The 22,373-nt window shown below is 58.9% G+C and carries 21 protein-coding genes and 1 pseudogene; 8 read left to right on the top strand and 14 right to left on the bottom strand.

Annotated elements, in window-relative coordinates; genetic code table 11:
• The first annotated feature begins 121 nt into the window (after positions 1–121).
• A complete protein-coding gene (locus ABIC50_RS11190) occupies positions 122–826 on the top strand; it encodes a haloacid dehalogenase type II (protein ID WP_354163821.1) in 705 nt (234 codons plus the stop codon).
• A gap of 201 nt (positions 827–1,027) precedes the next feature.
• Here the strand turns inward: ABIC50_RS11190 and ABIC50_RS11185 are convergent, their stop codons facing one another.
• Positions 1,028–1,972 carry a LysR family transcriptional regulator gene (locus tag ABIC50_RS11185; protein ID WP_354163819.1) on the bottom strand — a complete coding sequence of 315 codons (945 nt, stop codon included), beginning with the start codon at positions 1,970–1,972 and terminating at the stop codon, positions 1,028–1,030.
• Positions 1,973–2,302: 330 nt separating this feature from the next.
• Between ABIC50_RS11185 and ABIC50_RS11180 the strand changes: the two genes are divergently transcribed.
• The 5 genes from ABIC50_RS11180 to ABIC50_RS11160 all read left to right on the top strand — a co-directional run bounded on the left by ABIC50_RS11180 (position 2,303) and on the right by ABIC50_RS11160 (position 7,530).
• Entirely contained in the window at positions 2,303–3,529 is a 1,227-nt protein-coding gene (locus ABIC50_RS11180) for a diaminopropionate ammonia-lyase (protein WP_354163817.1), read from the top strand.
• 236 nt (positions 3,530–3,765) lie between these two features.
• The gene (locus tag ABIC50_RS11175) at positions 3,766–4,227 is read left to right on the top strand and encodes a RidA family protein (protein WP_354163816.1); all 462 of its coding nucleotides are present in this window, start codon (positions 3,766–3,768) and stop codon (positions 4,225–4,227) included.
• A 117-nt stretch (positions 4,228–4,344) separates the two neighbouring features.
• The gene (locus ABIC50_RS11170) at positions 4,345–5,661 is read left to right on the top strand and encodes a dicarboxylate/amino acid:cation symporter (protein WP_354163814.1); all 1,317 of its coding nucleotides are present in this window, start codon (positions 4,345–4,347) and stop codon (positions 5,659–5,661) included.
• 97 nt (positions 5,662–5,758) lie between these two features.
• The gene (locus ABIC50_RS11165; RefSeq protein ID WP_354163812.1) at positions 5,759–6,664 is read left to right on the top strand and encodes a LysR family transcriptional regulator; all 906 of its coding nucleotides are present in this window, start codon (positions 5,759–5,761) and stop codon (positions 6,662–6,664) included.
• A 161-nt stretch (positions 6,665–6,825) separates the two neighbouring features.
• Positions 6,826–7,530 carry an aspartate/glutamate racemase family protein gene (locus ABIC50_RS11160; RefSeq protein ID WP_354163810.1) on the top strand — a complete coding sequence of 235 codons (705 nt, stop codon included), beginning with the start codon at positions 6,826–6,828 and terminating at the stop codon, positions 7,528–7,530.
• Positions 7,531–8,186: 656 nt separating this feature from the next.
• Here ABIC50_RS11160 and ABIC50_RS11155 read toward each other — a convergent pair.
• Both ABIC50_RS11155 and ABIC50_RS33980 read right to left on the bottom strand, forming a co-directional pair.
• Positions 8,187–8,507 carry a GNAT family N-acetyltransferase gene (locus tag ABIC50_RS11155; protein ID WP_354164456.1) on the bottom strand — a complete coding sequence of 107 codons (321 nt, stop codon included), beginning with the start codon at positions 8,505–8,507 and terminating at the stop codon, positions 8,187–8,189.
• Positions 8,508–8,601: 94 nt separating this feature from the next.
• Positions 8,602–8,893, bottom strand: a pseudogene (locus ABIC50_RS33980) (transposase domain-containing protein); the annotation flags it as partial.
• 634 nt (positions 8,894–9,527) lie between these two features.
• Between ABIC50_RS33980 and ABIC50_RS11145 the strand changes: the two are divergent.
• Positions 9,528–9,863, top strand: a complete 336-nt coding sequence (locus ABIC50_RS11145; RefSeq protein WP_354163808.1) for a DUF4148 domain-containing protein — start codon at positions 9,528–9,530, stop codon at positions 9,861–9,863.
• 343 nt (positions 9,864–10,206) lie between these two features.
• Here ABIC50_RS11145 and ABIC50_RS11140 read toward each other — a convergent pair whose 3' ends face one another.
• Genes ABIC50_RS11140 through ABIC50_RS11130 form a run of 3 tightly spaced genes read right to left on the bottom strand, consistent with a single transcriptional unit; the run spans position 10,207 to position 12,158 of the window.
• A complete protein-coding gene (locus ABIC50_RS11140; RefSeq protein ID WP_354163806.1) occupies positions 10,207–10,950 on the bottom strand; it encodes an SDR family oxidoreductase in 744 nt (247 codons plus the stop codon).
• A 22-nt stretch (positions 10,951–10,972) separates the two neighbouring features.
• Positions 10,973–11,266 (bottom strand): DUF1330 domain-containing protein, encoded by a 294-nt coding sequence (locus ABIC50_RS11135; RefSeq protein ID WP_105834179.1) that lies wholly within the window; start codon positions 11,264–11,266, stop codon positions 10,973–10,975.
• Positions 11,267–11,312: 46 nt separating this feature from the next.
• Complete coding sequence (locus tag ABIC50_RS11130) at positions 11,313–12,158, bottom strand: branched-chain amino acid aminotransferase (protein ID WP_354163804.1); 846 nt, start codon at positions 12,156–12,158, stop codon at positions 11,313–11,315.
• A gap of 144 nt (positions 12,159–12,302) precedes the next feature.
• Between ABIC50_RS11130 and ABIC50_RS11125 the strand changes: the two genes are divergently transcribed.
• The gene (locus ABIC50_RS11125; protein ID WP_354163802.1) at positions 12,303–13,268 is read left to right on the top strand and encodes a LysR family transcriptional regulator; all 966 of its coding nucleotides are present in this window, start codon (positions 12,303–12,305) and stop codon (positions 13,266–13,268) included.
• Between the two features lie 124 nt (positions 13,269–13,392).
• On the opposite strand, the gene ABIC50_RS11120 is transcribed toward ABIC50_RS11125, so the two are convergent.
• The 8 genes from ABIC50_RS11120 to ABIC50_RS11085 form a co-directional block, all read right to left on the bottom strand.
• Positions 13,393–14,649: a cystathionine gamma-synthase family protein gene (locus tag ABIC50_RS11120; protein WP_354163800.1), complete on the bottom strand. Its 1,257-nt coding sequence runs from the start codon at positions 14,647–14,649 to the stop codon at positions 13,393–13,395.
• 60 nt (positions 14,650–14,709) lie between these two features.
• Complete coding sequence (gene gorA / locus ABIC50_RS11115) at positions 14,710–16,059, bottom strand: glutathione-disulfide reductase (RefSeq protein WP_354163798.1); 1,350 nt, start codon at positions 16,057–16,059, stop codon at positions 14,710–14,712.
• Entirely contained in the window at positions 16,056–16,955 is a 900-nt protein-coding gene (locus tag ABIC50_RS11110) for a DMT family transporter (RefSeq protein WP_354164455.1), read from the bottom strand. Before ABIC50_RS11110 ends, gorA begins: the two co-directional genes overlap by 4 nt.
• A gap of 64 nt (positions 16,956–17,019) precedes the next feature.
• Positions 17,020–17,937, bottom strand: a complete 918-nt coding sequence (gene cysK / locus ABIC50_RS11105) for a cysteine synthase A (protein WP_354163796.1) — start codon at positions 17,935–17,937, stop codon at positions 17,020–17,022.
• A gap of 50 nt (positions 17,938–17,987) precedes the next feature.
• Entirely contained in the window at positions 17,988–19,019 is a 1,032-nt protein-coding gene (locus ABIC50_RS11100) for an alcohol dehydrogenase (protein WP_354163794.1), read from the bottom strand.
• A 160-nt stretch (positions 19,020–19,179) separates the two neighbouring features.
• The gene (locus tag ABIC50_RS11095) at positions 19,180–19,932 is read right to left on the bottom strand and encodes an SDR family oxidoreductase (protein WP_175734262.1); all 753 of its coding nucleotides are present in this window, start codon (positions 19,930–19,932) and stop codon (positions 19,180–19,182) included.
• 40 nt (positions 19,933–19,972) lie between these two features.
• Entirely contained in the window at positions 19,973–21,199 is a 1,227-nt protein-coding gene (locus tag ABIC50_RS11090; RefSeq protein ID WP_354163792.1) for a bifunctional alpha/beta hydrolase/OsmC family protein, read from the bottom strand.
• A 10-nt stretch (positions 21,200–21,209) separates the two neighbouring features.
• Positions 21,210–22,373 (bottom strand): flavin monoamine oxidase family protein, encoded by a 1,164-nt coding sequence (locus ABIC50_RS11085; protein ID WP_354163790.1) that lies wholly within the window; start codon positions 22,371–22,373, stop codon positions 21,210–21,212.

Raw genomic sequence — 22,373 nt, 5'->3', positions numbered from 1 at the left:
AAGTGAATGTCGCGATACCGTAAATCCATTTGATAAATGAATGGTGCATTCTTAAAGTCAAGTTGCGCGACGGCAAATGGAAACCGCTCCGCGACAAATCTTATCCAGGAGAGCAAGAGTCATGAGTAACGCTGAACAACTCAAGAGCGAGATCAAGGTTGTCATGTTCGATCAATACGGTACCGTGGTCGACATGCAGAAGGGGCTGACGGAAATCGCCGCACCCTTTCTCAAGGAGAAGGGTTGGACGGGCAACCCGAATTCGTTCGTGACGTGGTGGCGCCGCACGCACTTCGAGAACTCGATGATCGATGCGCTGCTGCACAAGGAGCATACGCCGTACCGTGAAATCGGCCATCGTGCGGTCGCCTATACGTTGGAGCGCGCAGGCATCCAGTACACGCAAGAGGAAGTCCGCTATCTCGTGTCGTGCATCGAGCGCCTCAAGCCGTTCCCCGACGTTCCCGAGGCACTTGCACGTCTGCAGACGCGCTATAAGATCGTGGTCCTTTCGAACGGCGATCCCGACATGCTCGAAACGGCCAAGGAATACCACAAGATTCCGTTCGACAACGTGATTTCCGTGAAAGCCGCCGAGTCGTTCAAGCCGCACGTCGCAACTTACACGAAGGCAGCGGAGATCATGGGGGTGAAACTCAGCGAAGTTCTCTTCGTTGCGAACCACGCATTCGATTGCATCGGCGCAAAGTCGGCTGGCATGCGCTCGGCGTTCATCGACCGTCGCAAGCGCCCGTTCGGCGGCACGCCGCATCAACCGGATATCTGGATAGACGACATGGCATCGCTCGCGGATCTGATGGTCTAACCAAACCCCACCCGATGCTTCGCCGTCGGACGCGCCGGTGCATGGTGGCTTCGAAGACGAAGTATTGATGCCGACTGAGCACGTATGGTTGGCATACGGAAGTGTTGTTCCGGCGTGGTGAATCGAAAGGTGCCACGCCGATCATTTTGGCTATGTTTTCGGCAGCGCGATCGCGAAGGTCGTCGCCGAATTCGTTACGCGTCATCGCTCCGGTGTGGAGGTCGGGGACGCACCACCGGAAGCGTGTTTTTTCATCCGGCTCCACAGCTCTTCGGCCGCGGTGCTCTGGTTTTCTGCCGAGCGATAGATGCGGATTTCCAGGTCGGTCGCCCAACTGTCCGCGCCGGCTATCGCCACCGACTTTTCTTGCAACTCTCGCGCTATGCAACTCGCAGGGAGCCATCCTAATCCGTTGCCTGCCACGACCATTGCCTTTACGGCCTCGGACATGTGCGCTTCGAAGGTACGCCGCAGACCGCATGTTTCTACTGAATTCAGGATGAGCATTTCCACGACGTTGCCCAAGAATGTTCCAGGCGCATACGCCATGAATGGAATTGGCTCTCGAGACTCGCCAGACAGTCGATACAGCGCACTTCCATTCGCATCGGTCGCAGAGACCGGAATCAATTTATCCGTGCCCAGCGTCAGAAAGGGGAAGCGGTTGGCATCGAGAAGGATGGGTAGTTGCGGGTGGTGGTAGGCAAGGAACAGATCCGTGTCGCCTTCCACCAGTGCTTGCACGCCATCCGGAATGTTGACCGCCTGGACTTTTGCCTTGATGTGCCCGAGCTCGTCCCGCAGCTTTCTGAGGCGCTGTGGCAGAAAGGTAAAAAGCAGCGTATGCACGACGGAGAGGCGCACCACCTGCACACCGTCGGCGACGAGCTCATGGGCGTGCGCCAACGTGCGCGCGGCGTAGATGCCTCGCAGTATCTCGGCAGCCTGACCACGAAACATGACCCCGGTTGAGGTCAAGCGTACGGGACTGACCGTACGATCAATGAGCTTTGCACCGAGCCAGGTCTCGAGTGCGGCGATCCGGCGGCTCAGGGCCGATTGGGTTAAGTGGCGATCGTGGGCCGCGCGAGAAAAGCTTCTTGTTTCCGCCAAAGACAGGAAGTCCTCCAGCCATTTCGCTTCCATTTCAATTCCGAAAGAAGTTCTGAGAGACGCCCGTGGCGACTCTACGGGTACGAAAACACCACTGTCCTACATCGCGCGTCTTTGCTCAATGCCGGATCCGACGCATGGTATTCCGAATGCGCATGGTGCTCACGCATACGAAATTGGACACGTACTCTCGCCTGGGTCGATACGGGAAGTCGCTCGTGTAAGAGCAGAGACGCCCCCGGACGGCGAGCAAGCGCGAGCACCGTGCGCTCGACCCGCGGGAGGTGGATTCAGCGCTCAACCGGGATCGACCCACGCTCTCGAGTATTGCATCTGTCTCGCTTACTTCTGCAAGGAATGTGTATGAACCCCGTATTTCAACATTGCAAAAATCCGTCCTGGCTCGATGCCGCAAAGGGGGATCGGGCCGCGGCGGCCGTCGAGAACCTCGGCGAGTGGCGCATGGCAGTGAAGGAGATTCACAGCTGGCCCGAGTATGCGTCACAGCCGTTGCACTCGCTCGATAATCTCGCGGCGCAAACGAATGTGTCGAAGATCTACTATAAGGACGAGAGCCAGCGCTTTGGTCGTGGTATGGGCAGTTTCAAGGCGCTGGGTGCCCCGTATGCGGTGTTTTGCATTCTGGCAGACGCTGTAGAGAAGAAGACCGGTACGCGTCCCACATCGGACGATCTTCGGAGCGGCAAGTACCGGGAAATTACGGAGCGTGTCACGGTTACTGTCGCGACCGACGGAAACCAGGGACGCGGTCTGGCCTATGCGGCGAAAGCGTTCGGTTGCCGCTGTGTTGTCTATATCCACGAGCACGTTAGCCCGGGCAGGAAAGAGGCCATGGAGGCGCTCGGCGCCATTGTGATTCGCATTCAGGGCGAATACGAGGCATCCGTGGGGCGTTCGCGCAGCGACGCGAAGAACAACGGATGGCATTTCGTGTCGAGCACTTCGTGGGACGACTACGCTTCCGGGTCACCGCGCGATGTGATGAATGCGTATATGGTGCTCGTGGACGAGGCGCTGCAACAGTTGCCCGATCCGAAAGCGATCACGCATATTTTTGTTCAGGGTGGCGTCGGCAGCATCGCCGCTGCGATTTTCCTGCGCTTCTACCAGGAACTCGATGGCGCCGCGCCTCGCATGGTGATGGTCGAGCCGAATGAAGCCGATTGTTTGTATCAAAGCGCATTCAACCGCACACCGACTCCGTCCGCCGGATCGCTGCACACCATCATGGCGGGGCTGGCATGCCGTGAGGTTTCTCCGGCCGCTTGGGCACTGCTCGATTGGCTCGGCAGCGATTTCGTTACGATCCCCGATTCGTGGGCAGAAGATGCGATGCGCGCGTTGGCGGCCGGTAATGGAGACAACCCGATTGTGTGTGGTGAAACCGCGGCGGGAGGGACTGCTGTGGTTCTGAAGGCCAAGGAACTCCCCGAACTCCGCGAGGCGCTGGGCCTTGACCAGCAGAGCCAGATTTTGCTGTTTGGTCTGGAGGGCGCAACGGATCCGGCAATCTATGAGCAGATCGTCGGACGATCGGTAGCCGACGTTTTCGACGGCGTCGCACGATAAATCGAAACTGGAGGAGCGAGCACCGTCGTGCGATATCGCACGGCGGTCTTGATCCAGCAGGGCGGCCGGTTTTTTTGAAAATCGGCGGCACGAAATTCAAAGAAATATCGGTTCGAATTTTTACCGACTGAGTACGAACACCACTCAGTTGCATTCGAAAGGCCGATCATCCAGGCAAGAAGCCATTACGCGACGCATCGAGGGTCATGGGCTTGCCGGGTTAACAGGAGACTGCCGTGAGCAAAACTGCGGAACGCGTGTCAGCATTGGGGATTCAGCTTCCCAATATCCCCACACCAGTCGGAAGCTACGCCCCGTATTACCGAGCCGGAAACCTGCTGTTTCTCTCGGGGCAAGGGGCTCGGAACGAAGACGGAACGCTTAGAAAAGGACGTCTCGGAAGCGGTTATACGACGCAGGACGGATATGACGACGCCCGAAGGATAGCGTTGCAGCTCCTTGCTACCGCCCAACGTGCAGTCGGGGACCTCGACAATATCCGGGGCATCGTGAAGATCTTCGGAATGGTGCAGGCGGATGCTGACTTCAAGGAGCACCCGAAGGTGATCGATGGGTGTTCGGAGCTATTCATGGAGGTGTTCGGCGAACGAGGGCGACATGCGCGCTCTGCGGTTGGAATGGCTTCGCTGCCGGCGGGCCTTGCGGTCGAAATCGAAGCGATTTTTGAGGTCGCTTAGTCGCGGTTGACGAACCTGCCTTTCAGGTTACTCCAACACAAAAACTGAACATTACTTTACGTCGGAATTACGTCCGATGGATGAGTGTGTTCGCCGAATGTTCCCATCGAGAACTCTATGAGAAAGACCCCATCCCTTACGCGCTATATCATTGGCGCGATGATCCTTGGCGCCATCGTCGGGGCGATCTGCCACAATCAAGTCCAGGATTCCGCGCAGATTGCCTCGATAGCCGGGTACCTCTCGATCGGCACTGAAGTCTTCCTCCGCTTGATCAAGATGATTGTTGCGCCGCTTGTATTCGCAACCCTTGTACCAGGCATCGCAAAAATGGGGGATGTGGGTGCGGTGGGTCGAGTGGGGCTCAAGGCGATGTCCTGGTTCGTCGGCGCATCGTTGGTGTCGCTCGTTCTTGGTCTCGTTCTGGCTAACTGGCTTCAACCCGGCGCCAATACCAATTTCCCGCTCCCTGAGGTCACTGCGAGCGTATCGTTGAGCACCAACGCCTTCTCGCTGAAGGACTTCATCACTCATCTCGTCCCTCGCTCCGCTGCGGAGGCAATGGCCCAGAACGAGATTCTTCAGGTCGTTGTTTTTTCCATATTCTGTGGGATCGCTTTGGCGGCACTCGAAGAACGAGGCAAAATGCTGGTTCAGGTGGTCGATCAGCTCGGTATGATGATGCTGAAGATAACGGAAGCGGTCATGCGCTTCTCTCCGATTGCGGTCTTCACTGCTATCGCTTCGATTATTGCCACCAAAGGTCTAGGTATTCTGATGACCTTCGCGAAGTTCATCGGAATGTTCTATCTGGGGCTTGCGACTCTTTGGTCGGTACTGATACTCGTGGGTTTCATTTTTCTTGGACGCAGAATCTTCTCCCTGGTCAAGATGATTCGTGCGCCGTTCCTGCTTTCTTTCATGACGGCGAGCTCCGAGGCAGCGTTTCCGCAGATGCTCACGGCACTTGATAAATTCGGTGTGAGTCGGCGCATCTCGAGCTTTGTCCTCCCGCTCGGGTATTCATTCAATCTTGACGGGACGATGGTTTACTGCACCTTTACGATCCTGTTCATCGCGCAAGCATACGGCATCGCCCTGCCGATCGAGACGCAAGTCACGATGCTCCTGATGCTGATGGTGACTTCCAAGGGCATCGCAGGCGTTCCTCGGGCATCGTTGGTGGTCATTGCAGCGACGCTCGCGCATTTCAATTTGCCGGAAGCAGGTCTGCTCATGATCATGGCTATCGACACCTTCATGGATATGGGGCGGTCCGCGACCAATGCCGTTGGGAACTCTATCGCATGCGCGGTCGTGGCGAAGTGGGAGGGCGCATTGGATGCGCCAAGAGCCAGTGCGCAAGAGACGGAAACGGATCTCGCGCGGCACGAAGCAGGGCGAACGTCACCTTCTCCTGGAATATCGACTTGATTGGAACCGCAGGGGTTCTTGCTATTGATGAAGCCGCGCAACCAAGGTCGTTTCGTTTGGCCATAAACTACAAGGGGTATGCCTACCAAGGAACATCATGAGCCGCCCCCTTATCCCTGATCTCAGCTCCCGCGAGCTTCAAGCGGTATGTACCATCGCCGAATGCGGCAGTTTCATGGCGGCGTCGATCACCCTCAATGTTTCCCAACCAGCATTGACGCGTACGGTCCAGCGTGTCGAGCAAGCTATCGGTCTCGACATCTTTCGTCGCACAACGCGACGACTGGAAATCACCGCGGCCGGTGAAGAATTCATTGCGCTGGCCAACCGTATTCTCGCGGATCTGCGCATCTCGGTTGACAGCATGCGCGAGATTACGGATGAACTGCGAGGTCAAGTCATTATTTCCACGGTGATGTCTGTCGCATGTATCCAACTGCCCGGCATCATAGCCCGCTACAGCAAGTCGAAACCGCGTGTGGAAATCCAGATTCGCGAAGGTGTCTACGGAAAAATCGTGGAAGACGTTCGCGGTGGTGTAGCCGACTTTGGCATCACCTACATTGATGATGTGCCTAACGAGCTGTCGACCATCAAATTGGCCATCGAAGCGTTCCATGTCGTAATGCCGAACGGGCATCCGCTGTCGAAGAAGTCCGGTATATCGCTCGAGGAAGCATCGCACTTTCCCATGGTGTCGATGCCCAAGGAGTCGCAGACGAGGCGACATCTGGAGGGTCTGGCGCTTGCGGGCGGCTTGGTGCTTCAACACGCCGTTACAGTCAGTCAGTTCGCGACCGTTATGCAATGCGTCCAGGCCGGGGTCGGATTGGCGATCCTTCCGGGAGGAGCGGTACCGAGCGCACTTAGCGCCGGTCTTGTTTCAAGACCGCTAACGAAACCTGTCATCAATCGGACACTGGGAATCGTCGTTTTGAAAGACCGAGCGCTAACGCCGAGTGCGCGCGGCTTTCTCGGTCAGCTTCAAGCGTCTTGGGGATAGTCTCGGCAGCATATATGCATATTTCGCAACAAATATTCGAAACAATTGGATGTATGTATTTGTCGGGTGCGACGGTACGATGCCCATCTAGCTGTCGAGGTGGATGCATTCCAGCATCGTGACGGAGACACCCGGAATCCATTTGAATTCGGAGATTTGATTTGAAAACGATTGGTATTGTCGGCGGAATCGCATGGCCAAGTTCGATTATTTACTATCAGACAATTAATAGTCTTGTCGCTCGACAGATGGGTGGCGAAGGTCTGCACTGCGCGAAACTGGTTCTTGCACAGACCGACTTCGAGGAGATCGAACGGCGGCAACGGGAAGGGCGCTGGGATATCGTGGGCGACTTGCTTGCTGCAGAGGGTAACAAGCTGAAGGCTGCGGGCGCCGATTTCTTCCTTCTGGCCTGTAATACCGTACATACGGCCGCTGAGCGGATCGAGGCGAATGTCGATCTGCCGTTCATCCACATAGTCGACCCAACGGCCAGCAGCGTGCTGGAGCGAGGCTACAAAACCGTTGGTTTGCTTGGCAGCCGCTACACGATGACGGGAACCTACTTCGTTAACCGGCTCAAGGATCGCTACGGCCTCGACGTGGTCATTGCGGAGGGCGAGCATCAGGAGAACGTACACAACGCCTTGTACGAAGAACTCGCCAAGGGCATCTTCCTGCCCGAAACGCGCGAGAAGTTCAGGAGAGCGATCGCCGACCTGGTATCTCGTGGCGCGGAAGTGATCGTTCTGGGATGTACGGAGTTCGGCATGCTTGTCAAACCCGAGGATAGCCCCGTCCCGATTATCGATACGACTATCGCTCATGCCGAGGCTGCAGTCAGATTGGCATTGGCGTCCGAATAGCGTCTCGGTCATATCAAGCTCCGCTAGCTCCAACACCCGGCCGTGGTCTTGCATGCGTCGCGCCGAGTCGGGCATGACTTGACCTTCTCTCGTGCGGTCGTTGGGTTCGCGTCGAAACAGCTCGTTGCGACATAGAGTACGTTGACCGCCTGCGGCTTACGGTTGAGTACCCTCGATGAAGTGCCGGTATTCAACCTCGCAGTGGCTCACGCGCGGTCGCAGCTTCGGCGATTGGGGTGACGTGTTCGGCGCTGACGTGCTCGTGCCGGTGCTCGTTGCGCCACACCGGCGACGGGCGTCGCCCCGTACACGCTTGCTTTCTCGTCGTAGCGACGCCGGCCATCGGTGCTCTGTCGCACCACTCTCCACTCTGAGTCTTTGTCAGGCGTAGGTGTCCACCTCAAATAGGTAGGCGCCTATGCTCGTCACTCCTGGCGACCACGGCCCGACGTTGAAGAAGGACCGCTTGCCCTAGACCCTTCATTTCGCAGGAGGTGGGACCGCCAGAGACCTGGCGTCCTCGGCAGGGAGCGGCGACGCGGAAAAGCGACGCTCCCCAACAACGCGTCAGAAGTCGCGCGTCTGGCGACCGCAGAGCCTCATTCAATACGTGCGTTAGTTACCTTCGTTGTAAGCGATCAGGTAAAGACGCCCCTCTATGAATGGAGCTTCTTGGAAAGCCGCTGGCCGTCCCTCAAGAAACCATGTCGCTCGTAGAAGTGGTGAGCAGCCGGTCGGTGGTCACCGCTCGTCACTTCCAACTTGACACATCCCACCTGCCTAAACCAGTGTTCTGCAGCGTCAATCAGTGCGCTACCAACTCCGTTTCCCCGATATCGCTCGTCGACGACCATGCTAGTTATGCGCCCGAGATTGCCCACCGCATGGAAGAGAGGTAGTGCGTGGAGGCTAATACAACCGATGACTTCTTCTCGCACGGAGGCCACGATGATTTCGTCTACCGGGCTCGGAAGCATCGCTGCAATCTTCTCGAGGACTAGCGCTGGAGTTGTCTGGTAGCCGAGTTGCTGCAGCAAGAATGCGATTGTTGCGTGATCCGATGATCGCGATTCACGAATGAGAATGTCCGATGACTTCATCACGCACAGTGCTCCAAGGTAAAAGATCTTCGTAGTCGCTGAGAGTTTTTTGCCTTCGGTGACGCCCTAAACAGCGAGACCAGATAGCGATACGGCTCGACACCGTTTGCGTGGCACGTCTCGACGAGGGAGTACAGGTTAGCACTGGCCTGCGCGCCGGCGACCGTATCAGAGAGCAGCCAGCCCTTGCGGCCGACGACGAACGGTCGGATCGCATTCTCGCAAGGGTTGTTCGAGATCGGCCAGCTGCCGTTCTCGACGTAGCAGGCGGCGACTCGGGTGAGGAATAACGGGACGTCAGGCTTCAAACACAGCTCGACCAATTCCTGCCGTGCTGCCTCGTCGAATTCGCATCGACCGTCTCGCTTCCGGCCAACTACCAGTCTGTTTCGAAGATTCGGCTGCTCTGTCATTAAGGTCTGAGTGCAGGTGTCCACGCGGACACCTAGCTTCTGACCTCCCGACCCTCTTGGAAAGGGCGTCAGTTATTGACCGCATACCCTTCGTTGGCGACGAGTCGCCTCCGTGCGCCGGGACTGCGCTGAACATGCCGCATCCGCAGCGGATATGACGTTCCCCTCGCTACGGAAGTTGATGGCACCGCCTGCCGCTCGGGCACCTGTATGGACACGAGGATCCGGCGCAGGGGCGAGAAAGATTTTATTTCAAATGAAGACACTTTATCTCGTTTGTCGCGGAGAGCAAATCAGCGAAAAATTCACTTCAGCTCGAACGCAGCCGCCGAGTAATCCGGGAAGCTGGCACTGACCCCGACGGGTCGCCTGCAATAGCTTTTCTTCTTATCGGCGGTGATCTTGAGTTCGCGAAGCAGAGATGCGGCGCCGATGCGCCCCAAGCCCGTTTCGCATTCTCTCTTTCCATTTGTTGAGGTGAACAATGAAATCCCATTCGATCGTAGCCATGCTTGTGGCGCTATCCGCCTATGTTGCTACCCCGGCTTTCGCTAGCGAAAGCACCGTAACTCGCGCGCAAGTACGTGCCGAGTTGGCAGCGCTTCAGAAGGCTGGCTATTCGCCAAGCCGTCCCAACGACCCGCATTACCCGGACAATTTGCAGGCGGCATTGAACCGAATTCGAGACAACAGCGGCGGTGCGACCGAACGGCAGAAACTCGGCAACAGCAGCAACAGCAGCAACAGCGATTACGGGACACAGTTGGGCCGCGGCGCCGTCACTAGCACGGCCGAGCATTCAACTTATTTCGGTCATTGAGCACTGTGCCACGAAGCTCGCCATTGACTGACACCGTACAGGGTGACGCGATGCAGATGGTGTTTGGCGCGCTGATCCCAACGCTGTCAGATAGTCATCGTTGTGTGAGGGAATACATTCCGACCCGGCGCCTTTCGCGGCAGACCGTCCCGCCGCTGGCGGGACGGCTTATAGGCGCTGATACGTATCGTGAGTTCCGTGGCGCCCCTCGTTGCTCGACGACGCAATGCCCGTGAGGGGTGGTGGTGCTACCTACGTCAAGGTCCGGCCGCGCGGTCCCAATATACTTACTGCACTGGAAATTGCGTCACTTCCGGTCGGCATGAAACTCGATAGAGACGCGCTACACGGTGCTTCTCACCAAGCCTCCATCTACGCAGAGGTTCTGTCCAACGATGTATCCCGCAGCCTCGCTGCACAGGAAGGCACACGCCGCGGCAAATTCCTGAGGCGTTCCGGCTCGGCCCGCGGGCACGCTTTCGATCATGGCGTCGGCCACGGCGCGCAGCTCGCGAAGGCGGTCGGTCAGGATCGCGCCGGGAAGCAGATTGTTGATCGTCACGTTGAACGGCGCGACCTGCCTTGACACGCCGGCAACATAGCCCGTGAGGGCCATTCGCGGCGAAGTGGACAACTCCATCTTTTCTAGCGGCGTGCGCACCGTTACCGAGGTAATGTTCACGATGCGGCCAAAGCGGCGTTCGATCATCCCTGGCAACACACCTTGGATCAGGTCAACGGCAGAAAGAAAATTCAGCTCCAGCGCCTCGTGCCATTTGGCAGCGTCCAGCTCCATGTACGACACAGCCGGTGGCCCGCCGGCATTTGTCACCAGGATATCCGTGCTCTGGCAGACGTCCAGCAATGCTGTGCGCCCGGCGGGTTTCGACAGATCCGCCACCAGCCACTCCACACCCGATGTCGCGTGCGGCGACACCTGCTCGGCGGCACGTCGCAAATTCTCTTCGCTTCTCGACACAAGGGTCACGTGCGCGCCCTCGGCTGCCAGCGCCCTGGCGCAGGAAAATCCCAATCCCGTTGATGCGCCGCACACCACTGCCCGACGGCCGACGATTCCAAGATCCATTTCAATGCTCCATTATTAAGGATTACAGCGCAATTCCCGGCACCACCACGAACTCGGCTTGCGACACCGGTAAGCGAATCGCCTTGGCGGTTTGATACTCGGGTGACTCGTAGAATGCACGTGCATGATCCATGTCCGGGAATTCCACGAGGACCATTCGGCGTTGCTCCTCCGGGCCCTCCAACGTCATCGGCGCCTGGCCGCGTGAAAGAAAGCGCCCGCCATGGGCTTCGATGACGGCGGGGCTCAATGCCGTATAGCCGGAATAGATTTCGGGGTCGTCGACCTTGACACGTGCGATCAGATAGGCAGGCACAATGGGCTCCTTCTATAGTCCAGTTGAATGTAGAGTGCTCGCGTGATCAGCAGGTGTGCGCATAGGCCATGTAGAGTTCGCGCGCACGCTGGGCGATCGGTCCATAAGGCAGGCTGCGGTCTTCAACGCGATTGCAGTGAAGCACCTTGCCGTGGTTGCCCGTGCTGAACACCTCGTCAGCCTCCATGACCTCCGACGGGGTCAGTTGTGTCTCGCGCACGGTGATGCCGTCATCGCGAAGCAACGCCATGACGCGCTGGCGTGTGATGCCATTCAGAAAGCTGCCATTGGGTGTGGGCGTGAGGGCCACGCCGTCGCGCACGATCCACAGGTTGGCGACGGCGAACTCCGCCACGTTGCCATCCGAGTCCAGTACCACCGCGTTCTCGAACCCCCGGGCTATTGCGTCTCGAATGATGCGCTGTGTGTTTGGATACAAGCAGGACGCCTTTGCCTCCGTGGGGGCCATGGAAGGGGCAGGCCGGCGGAACTCGCTGAACGTGGCACTGAAGCCTTTGTCTTCCGGCAACGGCGCCTCGAAGATGTGTAGTGCGAAGGTGGTGGTTTCGGCATCGGGCAGTAGGAAGCCACCGGGACAGAAGAACAGCATCTTGATGTAGTAGTCAGTGTCCTGATTGGTCAGATGACTCATGCCTTCGTGCACCAGCCGCTCGATTTCCTGGAGGTCGATCTTGGGCTCCATGCCCATCGTGAGCGCGGAATTGATGACGCGTTGGCTATGCGCCGATAAATCAGGCAGATGCCCGTTGATCGCCCGCGCACCGTCGAAAACCGTCGAGGCCATCCAGAACGCGTGATCCGCAGCACCGATCATGGGAACGCCCGAGTCGCTCCATTTGCCGTCAAACCAGATGATTTCGTTTTTGCTCATGGGTGATTTCCTTTGTTGCGTCGGTCTGCTTCGCGGGCTCATGGGGGGCAATGTCTCTTGCATCCGAAACGTCGCCACGGGCATCCCGTTCCACCGAAACCGGCCGGCGGGAGGGTTGTCCCCGGAGTACCTGTGATATGAGCCATGGATATAATAGGACTCAACATTGGCTCCAGTGGGTGCGTCACGGTGCTATCTAATATTGGTGGAACTCATAACTGGACGTTGGCGGAACTTCGAGCGTTTTGCCTCGTCTGTGAATGCCGGAATCTGACTCAGGTCGCCCTCCGTCTGGAGATGAGTCAATCGGCGGTTTCTCTCATGGTCCAGCGATGGCGATTGGCGCTTGGCACCACTCTTTTCGTGCGAACCCGCTATGGCGTAACGCCAACCGATGCCGCGATGGCGCTGAGGGACAAGCTCCATCCGTTGCTGGAAGGCATGTCGCTGGCGTTGGCCAATTCGCGTGGATTCGACCCGAAGACGTCCGAACGTGTGTTCCGCCTCCGCATGAGTGACATCGGGCAATTGGTGTTCTTGCCGGGCCTCAACAGCTTCCTGGCGCAGCATGCGCCAGGCATTCGACTGCAAATCAAGAACCTTGCCTGGGAGGCGCTGGAAGCGGGGCTCAGCGCCGGAGAGGTGGACGTGGCGATCGGCTCGCTGCCGATGATCAAGGGGCGGGTCTCTTCGCGCGTGCTGCGCAAGGAACGCTATGTCACGGCCATGCGGAGGAGACATCCACTGGCCAAACGCGCGCTGGATCTGGCCGCGTTCGCAGCGGCCGAGCATATGGCCATCGACGCCACAAGTAGCGGGCATTCGTTGGTGGAAAGCGTGATGCGATCGAAGGGCATGCAGAGACGCATCAGCCTCACGATGCCCCACTTCCTGGCCGCTGAACGCATCCTGGGAAGCAGCGACTATCTGCTGACCGTACCGGAGGTCGCCGTGATGTCCTTTCGAGATCCAAGCGCGCTCCACATCGTTCCAACTCCGCTGGAGCTTCCCACGTTCGATATCCGCTTACATTGGCACGAAAGAAGCCGCCAGGACCAGGAAATCAAGTGGCTGCGCGCGTCAATCACCAGCTTGTTCGAGAAGACATGAGGCCAAGCTGAACCACAGGCACGAATGCCGGAGCTTGGCTCTCAATCGCCTTGCTCGCTGCAGCGCCGCTGCGCTCGCGCTCGGAATCTCGGATCCACTTGCGTAGCAGGTTCACGTCCACGTCTTATCGTGAGGACATCGACTCGAGAGCACGAGCGAAGTCCGCGATCAGATCCGTGACTTCCTCCAACCCGACGGATACTCGTACAAGACCATCGGGAATGTCCATCTCCTTGCGCTTCGCAGGCCCGGCTTCCCAGAAGATCGTCGATGCCACGGGAATGACAAGTGTTCGAGTGTCGCCCAATCCGGTCGCCTTGATCGGGATTTGCAATGCATTGAGGAAGGCGTTTGTGCTGCCGGCGTCGCGCAGTTCAAACGACATCAGCCACGCATTCGCGCTAAAGAGCGCCGCGGCACGTGCGTGTTGAGGATGGTCTGATAATCCGGGATAGTTCACTCTTGCAATCGCAGGGTGCGACGAGAGATATTCGGCGAGCGCCTGCGCACTTTCGCTACTTTGACGGATTCGCAGCGCCAACGTTTCCATACCGATCGAAATCAGGTTTGCATGCTGCGACGACAGGGCTGCGCCCATGTCACGGAGTGCCTTCTTGCGGATCTGGCGCAATCCCTGTTGCTGCGGCGGCGCGCTGCGATACTCGTGCGCGATATTGACGTAGCTGCTCCAATCGAATTGCCCTGGATCCGTTACGGCCCCTCCCAGGGCCGTGCCGTGGCCTGAAAGGGTTTTACTGAGCGAGTTGATCACAAGGCTGGCTCCCACACTTGCGGGCTTGAATAGCGCGGGCGATGTAATGGTATTGTCGATGACGTAGATGAGCCCGTGTTTCGCGCATAGCATCCCGATGCCGGATAAGTCCGCGATTTGCGTTCCCGGATTGGCGATCGTTTCGACGAAAACCATCTTCGTCGCAGGCGTGATTGCATCGGCCAATGCATGGGTAGATGTCATATCCACCATGGACACGGAAATTCCCAGCTGCTGTAACGTTCCGAGCAGGCTATTCGTGTTGCCAAATATATGGCGACTTGCAACAAGGTGGTCACCCGCACGAAGTAGCGTCATGAACACTGCGGCGATAGCGGCCATGCCGGTGGCGAAACACACGGTTCCTACGCCACCTTCGAGTTCATTGATCTTGGCCTCGAGCAGGGCAGTAGTCGGTGTGCCCTGACGCGAGTAGTTGAAGCTGCCTTTCTTCGTTCCTTGAAAAATGCCGATCAGATCCTCGACGTTCTCGAAGCCATACTGAGCTGACGTATGAACCGGCGCCCTCAGCGCGCCGTGCTCCATACCGATTCGGCGATCTCGATGGACGATGGTGGTAGTGAGCCCATCTTTTTTCGCAGTATTCATCAAAGTCCTTTGGCTATTGAATTGGGAGGGGTCATGCTGACGTTGCGGGTCACGCCGGCTCTAACGCATCGTCACGAACTCTTCCGCAGCGGTTGGATGAATGGCCACCGTGTTATCGAAATCTCGCTTCGTTGCCCCCATCTTCAATGCGACCGCGAAACCTTGAAGGATTTCGTCCATACCTGATCCGATACCATGTATGCCGACGATTTTCTCATCCTCGCCCACGCATACGAGCTTCATGCGAGCCGGTTGCCGGTGCCGGGTTACAGCTGAATACATCGAGGTGAAGGTAGCCTGATAGACCTTGACTCCATCATCGCCGTACTTCATCCGCGCCTCGGGCTCGGTTAGCCCCACGGTGCCGATCGGCGGATGGCTAAATACCACCGTGGGTACGTTGTTGTAGTCGAGATGTTCGTGCGGCTTGTTGTTGAACAAGCGCTCCGACAGGCGCCGCCCAGCGGCCACGGCGACTGGCGTGAGGTCGAGGAGCCCAGTGATGTCGCCGACTGCATAGATGCCGGGGACGGTGGTGTTCTGATATTTGTCGACGATTACGTAACCGCGGTTGTCGATAGCGACGCCTGTCGCCCGTATATTCAGGTCATCGGTATGGGGCTCGCGGCCGATCGCCCAGACGATGCAATCCGCGGTGTAGCTTTCACCACCTTCAAGCTGCAGCGTCAAGCTTCCGTCCGGGTTTTTGTGGATCGCTTTCGGGATCGCATGTGTATGCAGCGTCGGCCCGTCAGACTTCATCACTTCCACCAGCGTATCGGAGAGCAATGGATCGAAGTGGCGCATGGGGGTATTTTTTCTTACAAACAGATGTGTCTGCGAGCCGAGCGCATTGAGCACGCCGGCTAGTTCCACCGCGATGTAGCCACCACCGATAATGGCTGTGCGGGCAGGCATTTCTCGTAATGCAAAAAAACCGTTCGAATCGATGCCGTGTTCCGCGCCGGGGATGTCCGGGCGCGATGGTCGACAACCCGTTGCGACGAGAATGTGATCGGCGGTCATTCGCTCGCCATCGACTTCGACGACCCGTGTATCGACGAATCGGCCGAAGCCTGCGATCACATCGACCTTATTCTGGTCCAAACTGGTTTCATAGGATGCGTGGATGCGATCGATATACGCACTCCGGTTTTTCACCAGGGTCGCCCAGTCGAATCGCTCTATTTCGGCATTGAATCCGTAGTCCGAACTATAGTGCCGGATCGCATCTGCAATATGCGCCGCGTACCACATGACTTTCTTGGGAACACAACCCACGTTGACGCAGGTGCCACCGATTTCTTTCGCCTCGATCAGCGCGCATTTCTTTCCATGCATGGCAGCGCGGTTGACGGAGGCAATGCCGCCGCTTCCGCCACCGATCGCGATGTAGTCGTAATGCTTCATCTGGAGTTTCTCCTTATCGACATCTTTGTGGTGGCGCGTGTCGTCCTCATCGTCAGCATGACGCCGAGTAGCACGACGACTGCCGCCACCGCGCTCTGCGCCGGCAGCGCTTCACCCAGAACGACAACGCCGAGGACGGCACTCAGCACCGGAACCGAAAGCTGCACCGTGCCGGCGATGATGGCTGGCGTGCGAACCCGGACCCAGTACCACATCACATATCCGAGCCCCGAAGTGACGGCGCCGGAAATCGCGGCGTACGTTAGTCCTTCTGTACTGGTTCGAAGATCATGCCGACACACCCATAGCAGGACGACGGCCAGCGGAAGTGCCAGCAGGAAGCTATTTGCCGTCCCAACGATGGGTGAGCCGTTCGAGCGACCAATGAGAGAAAATGCCCCCCACGCAATGCCCGCTCCGAGCATGAGCGTCGAGTAACGCAATGGTGGTGCGGAATGGGAGGGCGCGAGAAAGATGAAAAGACCTGTCACCGCCAGCGCAACACCCGATAGACCGGTTTTTTCGCCTTTGACGTATCCAAAGCCGAGCATCATCAATTGTGCCGAAACGAACAGGATCAATGCGCCGGCGCCCGTATCGATACCGCGATAGGCGAAGGAGAACGCTGCAACGTAGATGAACAGCAAGGTGCCGGACAACACACCATGTACAGACACGGTTGGTCGTTTCCCGGTGAAATAGACGATGAGCGTTAGTGTCGCCGCGCCCGTTGCCAGTCTTACAGCTGTGAACGTGGCCGGGTCAAGGGGCGTTTTCTGTAAAGCCATTCGCGTGAGAAGTGAATTTCCCGAAAACGCAAGCATTGCGATGGCCGTCACGCCCGCCAGCCACCAGGATGCTCGCCTGCCGGTGGTATTGACTGTCCGAATTTCCATTTCCTCCACGCCGTCTGCTCCTGCTATCAGATGTTCATATCGCTGACAAAAATAGGAGAACGATCTATACAGGAAGGAAACCTTCCACGGAAAGATAGCGTTCGCCGGTATCGTAGGCGAAACCGAGCACGCGAGCGCCGCTGCGCAACTCGGGTAGCTGGCGCGCAATCGCTGCTAGCGTGGCACCGGACGAGATGCCGATCAGCAAGCCTTCGTCACGTGCGGCTCGGCGTGCGTAATCGCGAGCTGGACCGTCGTCGATTTGAATGACGCCGTCCAGCAAGCTGGTGTCAAGATTCCCGGGTACGAAACCCGGGGCAAGACCTTGAAGCGTGTGGGGAGCAGGGCGGCCGCCGGAGAGTACGGGCGAGGCCGACGGCTCCACGGCAAATACCTTCAGATTCGGGAATCGCGCTTTGAGTACTTTGGCCACACCGGTCAAATGGCCGCCGGTGCCGACTCCCGTGATGAGGGCGTCCAGCCCATCGGGAAAGTCATTGAGTACCTCCTGCGCGGTAGTGGCCTCATGTGCCGCGACGTTGACAGGATTCTCGAACTGTTGCGGCATCCAGGCGCCGGGCGTCTCTTCGGCGAGTTCGCGTGCGCGATCGATGGCACCCTTCATGCCGAATTCCCTGGGCGTAAGATCGAAGGTTGCGCCGTACGCCAGCATGAGGCGGCGGCGTTCGATGGACATGCTTTCCGGCATCACGAGGATCAGCTTGTAACCTTTGACGGCGGCAACCAGCGCCAGTCCCACCCCGGTGTTGCCACTGGTGGGTTCGATGATGGTGCCGCCCGGTCTGAGTTTGCCGGATCTTTCCGCCTCCTCAATCATCGCGAGCGCAATTCGATCCTTAATGGAGCCACCCGGATTGCCTCGCTCGGACTTGATCCATACGTTGGCGTTTGCGCCAAACAGGCGATTCATGCGGATGATCGGTGTATTACCAATAGTCTGCAGGACGTTGTCGAATTTCATGATGTCTGGAAGGCGAAAGATGAGCGATTACACGTGAAGTAATTCCGAGATCACTTGCGGTGTGCACTCGTTGTCAAGACCATGCGAAACTTGACGTCGCCCGATTTCATCCGCCGGTATGCCTCGTTGGCCTGTTCCAGCGGCATGACCTCGATCTTCGGACGAACCCCGGCCAGCACGCTAAACGAAAGCGTCGACTCATTTTCGTAGGGCGTGCCGGTGATGGAGCCGAGCATGCTGCGCTCGCCCACGACCATTTGGCCGGTCGAAACAGGCAACGGATCCTTGCCGGCACCCAGCAGTACCAACCGTCCTTGCGGTGCCAGGCCGCCCATCAGCGCCGACACGGTGCCCGGATGAGCGATCGTGGTCAAAATGGCCTGCGCGCCGCCCATGCTGCCGAGCTTGGCCACTGCATCTTCCTGCTCGGTGTCGATGTAGATGTGTGCGCCGAGCGCGAGCGCGTCATCGGCGATGTCGTTGCCTCGTCCGACAGCGACGACTCGGAAGCCCATGCGGCGCGCGTATTGCAGCGCCATATGCCCCAAGCCGCCGATACCGAGGATGACGACGGTGTCGCCAGCTTGGGCACCGCACTTCTTCAGCGCGTTGAACGTGGCGATCCCGGCGCAGAGAATCGGCGCCGCTTCCTCGGCATCGAGTTCGTCCGGAATAGAAACTAGCCCGGTGGCGCGTGCGAGCATCATTTCGGCATACCCACCGTCGCATGTTGCACCGACGAAGGGTTGATTCTGGCAGAGCTGAAAGTGTCCCTTTCGGCACTGGACACATTCGTTGCAATGTCCGCCCAGGCGACCAACCCCCACGCGCTGACCGACCTTCCAGATGGAGGGAACATGCGCGCCGAGCGCGGCGATGCGTCCGACCACCTCGTGACCGGGCACACGCGGCGGTTGTACTTCCGTACTGGCTCCTTCGACGTCGCCGACGTCGGCGCCGCAGATGCCGCAGGCTTCTACTTCGATCAGCACTTCGCCGGTGCCTGGTGTGGGTGTCGGACGTTCCACTAGTTCAAGGAAGCCGGGGCGCGTTATTTGCATCGCACGGTAGACGGTTTTCATGATCGTTGCTCCAAGTGTGGTCGAAAGGTATGAAGGCATGAGCGCACCGGCAAGGGCCAGACGCCGGGTATGGGGCGTCGACCATGCTCGATCGAGGTCGGACATTCGGGCCGGGTTCGAAGCTGGCCCGCGAGCTGCGTGCTCCGCGCGGCTCAAGTTCTCAGAGCTGCGCGAATCCGCCATCGACGACGATTTCGGCGCCCATCATGTACCGTGAATCATCGCTGGCAAGGAATAGAACAGCCTGGGCAATTTCCAGCGGCTCTCCCATGCGGCCGGCCGGAATCCGTAAGGACATTTGGCGTTTCGTCTCAGCCAGCTGCGCGGGCGTTGCACCTTCCAACTCAAAGATTGGCGTATCGACCGCGCCGGGGCTGACGGCATTGACCCGTATCTTGCGATCCAGCAATTCGCAGGACCACGAGCGCGCGAACGAGCGAACCGCCGCCTTCGTGGCTGCAAGCGCCGAGAAACCGCCCATGCCAACATTGTTGAGCCATGCAGAATTGAGAATCACCGACGCCCCATCGCGCAGCACGGGTGTCACGGCTTGCATGGAGAAGAAGAGCCCCTTGACGTTGACTGCCAGCAGTTCGTCAAAGCGGGCCTCATCCGTGGTCAGCAGCGGCGTGGAGAACGCCACACCGGCATTGCCGAAGAAGACATCCAGCCCGTCGTCGCCAAAGGCGTCCGCGACCTGACGAGCCATCCGCTTCATGTCCTCGCTGTTGCGCACGTCGGCCTGGATGGTCGTGACCGCACCGCCCAGCTTCGCGCGCGCACGCTTCAGCCGTGCCTCGTCGCGACCGGTGATCGCTACCTGCGCGCCCTCGCGCACGAACAACTCGGCGGTAGCCAGACCGATGCCGCTGGTTGCGCCGGTAATCAAGGCGGTTTTACCCTTTAATCTCATGGTCAATTCGTTGATATGAGTAGATTGTCAGGAGAACGTCCTAATCATTCGACTGGATCACCAGTTTTTCGCTTTCCATTTCGAGCGTGGTGCTGACATCCGAGCCGCGGACGAGCGTCAAATCGACGGGGCACCGGTCGGCAATTGCCAGGAGTTTCTGCCGCTGCTCGTCGTCGAGCGGCCCCTCGAGCGAGATCGTCCGAGCGAACAGGTCGGCGGGTGTCTGATCGGGGCGCTTGCTATGCGTCACACGCGTAGATGCACGCACGAGCGGAATGCCTTTTCGGCGCGCGTACATGCGCATGGTCATGACCGTACATGCGGCGAGCGCGGCACAGACGAACTCGTAAGGCGATAGTCCGCTTGCCATCCCGCCAACGGACTCCGGTTCGTCGGCCAGGAACTGATGCTTTCCGCTGCGCATGGCCAACTGAAACAGACCCTTGCCTGTTTCCTCGGCCAATACACCATCTCCCTCGGAAATATCGGGTATATCGGCGGCTGCCGCGGGCAGGTAGCGTACGGCCCAAGCCGCGACCACCGACGCGACGTAGTCCGAATCCGGCCGACGAGTCAGCAGATGGTCGGCGTCGTCGAGCGACACGAAGCTCTTCGGATGGTGCGCGGCGACAAAGATTCGCGTTGCATGCTGAATGTCCACAATACGATCACCGGGCGCATGCATCACAAGCAGGGGCTTGTGCATGCGTGCAATGCGATCCTCCAGCTTTTGTTGGCGCGCATCGTCGAGAAACGACTTTCGGAACGTGAACGGGCGTCCCGCAAGCAGAACCTCGGCTTCACCGTCTGCTTCGATTTGCGCGAGCGAATCGCGCCCGAACAGCCCGAGAACGTGTTCGACGCTCGAAGGGGCGCCGATTGTTGCGACAGCCTGCACCGAGGGCATATCGGCCGCGGCGGCCAACGCGGCCGCTCCGCCGAGGCTATGACCGATCAGCAGGGAAGGCGCGCGGCCTGAGGCGGTCATGGCGCGGCCGGCCGCCACGAGATCATCGACATCTGCCGCGAACGTGGAATTTGCGAACTCGCCTTCGCTACCGCCCAAGCCAGCGAAATCGAAACGAAGCACGCCGATTCCGCTCAACGCAAGCGCTCGGGCAATGCGTGCCGCAGCGACGCTGTCCTTACCGCACGTGAAGCAGTGAGCGAAAATCGCCCAACCGCGGGGCGTGGTCTGTGGGCTTTCGAGCCGGCCGGACAGAAGGGTTCCGTGCGCGCCGTGAAAATCGAAACGTTGCTCCGCCATGATCATCTCCTCAGTGAGACGCGGTCGTCAAAGAAGTGTTTGCTGTCGCAATGCGTGAAACGAGCGCCTGCACACCTAACCCGGCTGCCTCCACAGCTCCGGCCAGATAGCCGGGAAAGTGGGGTGACCATTCGCTGGCGATACCGGTCAGGCGCCCGCTCCATGGGCCGGAGGAAACCGTCGCGACAGGGGCGGCGGCATGCGCGTTCGCAACGACGAGGTCCGCGGACGTCGCCGTATAGGGTTCCTGTGCCCAGTCCTTGATGAATTCCGCGCGAGGTGCGGCTGCCGCCGGGCCGAACAGGCGCACAAACTGTGCGCGGCTATGCATGCACAGCACTTCGTCGGATACGTTCTGGCGAACCTGGGCGGGCACGCCGAAGAAGCCGAACAGTGCCGCGCTGCCGCCAGGCATCGAGGCGTCGTGAATTTCTCCCAACGGCCCGCGCGCGCTGCGGGCTTCGCCGGAGAGTCCCTGATCGCGCCAGAACGGCGTATCGTAGATCGCGATGTACTTTGCGTGGGGAGCCATCCAGGTCGCTGTAGCGCGCCATTGCCGGGCCAGCATGGGTGGAAGCTCCGGCTCGAACGCGATGGTGTTCTCGGCGAGGCGGGGCGGCAGCGCCAGCAATACCTGTGTGACGCGCCACGTCGTGAAGCCGCCGGAAGCATCTTCACTATCCAGCTCGACATCCCCGTCCACGATGCGCATGCGGTTCACCGACTGGCCGGTGATAACCCGCTGGGGATCCAGCGCCCGGCGTAGGCGATCCACTAGCGAGCTCATGCCGCCGATCACGCGCATCGAGGCCGGCGAGTTGACATAGCCGCGCATGCGCACGGGTGGCTCATCGGGTGAGCGCTCCACCATCATGTCGCCCGTTTCGAACTGTTCGAACTGTTCCAGGCCCAACGCGTCGACGAGGCGTCGCAGCTCCTGCTGATACTCGGGCCAAAACCAGGTGGGCCCAAGGTCGAAGCGGTCGATCGCGTCCGCAGTGAAATCGGCGTCGGCTGAAGCCTGTCCCGGGCCCGGGACGGAGATGATCCGGCCGCCGAGCGTATCGCGTGCTTCCAGCAGCACGTAGTCCCGGATGCCCTGGCGCTCGAGCAACCAGGCGGCATAAAGGCCGCTTAATCCTGCGCCGATGATGGCAATGCGAGCTGTTTGCAT

Origin of the sequence: Burkholderia sp. 567 (assembly GCF_040545115.1) — a bacterium.
Lineage (GTDB): Bacteria > Pseudomonadota > Gammaproteobacteria > Burkholderiales > Burkholderiaceae > Burkholderia > Burkholderia ambifaria.
This window is presented reverse-complemented; position numbering and strand designations above follow the sequence as displayed.